The sequence below is a fragment of the Campylobacter sp. RM9334 genome, from assembly GCF_020138145.1.
Classification (GTDB): Bacteria; Campylobacterota; Campylobacteria; order Campylobacterales; family Campylobacteraceae; genus Campylobacter_E.
Genome location: NZ_JACGAX010000047.1, coordinates 1 through 1,284, shown reverse-complemented (window position 1 = coordinate 1,284; position 1,284 = coordinate 1). Strand labels below are relative to the sequence as shown.

The following is a 1,284-nucleotide window of genomic DNA, read 5'->3' as shown; positions in this document are numbered from 1 at the left end:
ATATTTTCTAAAAAGATTGATAAGTTTGGCTATGATGATTGCAAAGGCTTAGTTCAATTTTATGAACCAGCTGAATATTTAGGCAATGCTAAAAAATATAAATTAAATCTAATCACTCCACATCCAAAGTATAGATTACACTCACAACTTAATAATACTTTTTTAAGAGATTTTGAAGAAGTAGAAGGAAAAGAAAGCTTATGGATGAATCCAATTGATGCAAAAGCTCGTGGTATTAAAAATGGAGATATAGTTCGTATATTTAATGATAGAGGAGAAATACTAGGTGGTGTTTTAGTAACTGAATATGTTAAACCTGGTGTAATTAGAATGCAAGAAGGCTCTTGGTATAATCCTAATAAAAAAGGCTTATGCTTACACGGAGATGTGAATGTGCTTATAGCTGATATTCCAAGCAGCAAACTTGCTTGTGGTAATCAAGCAACTGCTTTAGTAGAAATAGAAAAATATACTAAAGAAATTCCAGCACTTGATTTATTTAGACAACCAAAGTTTAAAGCATAAATTAAATAAAGCCTAAAAGTATATTTTAGGCTTTAAAAATACTTATTAATATAAGTAATAAAAACAAATAATAATAAGTATAAAAACATTTATAAGGATAATAAAAAATGAAAAAACTAATATTATTAAGTTTAATTACAAGCTCATTATTAGCTAATAATTATGCTTTAGAAAACACTCCTTTAAGTATTAATAATAAAACAATAGGAACAATTATTATAGGAACTAAGTTTGATATAGTTAAAAATGATAATAATAAAAGCGAGATAAAACTTACAGGCTATCGTCCTAAAGGTGGAAAAGCTATTTATGATACTTTAGGTGTCTTATCAAATAGTGTAAATCTTGATGATGCTAATGCTGTTAAAGTAATAGGAACTAAAGTAGATGATTATGATAATACTTGGGAAGTAGTAGAGATAGTAGCTAGTGTTGATAATACTAAGATTACAAATAAAGATATTATAGAAGATGGTAAGGCATTATTTGAAGAAAGATGTGGTATATGCCATGCTTTACATGCTTATGATGAGTTTAGTAAAAATGTATGGCCAAGCACAATTAAATCTATGCAAGATAATGCAAGTTTAGATGAGAATGAATACTATCAAGTAGTAAAATACTTACAAAGAGTAGCTCCTGGTGATGATGAGTAAGTATGCTTTAAAAGTGTAAGTAAATACTAAAAAAGATTAAGGAATTTAAAAGTTTGTTTTTAAATTCCTTTTGAGTGTTTTTTAAATATCTTAGTGGTTTATT

2 protein-coding genes are annotated in these 1,284 nt (G+C 27.0%); both read left to right on the top strand.

Annotated elements, in window-relative coordinates; all coding sequences use genetic code 11:
- Positions 1-525: molybdopterin dinucleotide binding domain-containing protein (locus AVBRAN9334_RS10060; protein WP_336607735.1), on the top strand; the 525-nt coding region annotated here is incomplete at its 5' end.
- Between the two features lie 107 nt (positions 526-632).
- Entirely contained in the window at positions 633-1,181 is a 549-nt protein-coding gene (locus AVBRAN9334_RS10055; protein WP_239803609.1) for a hypothetical protein, read from the top strand.
- Positions 1,182-1,284: the final 103 nt, after the last annotated feature.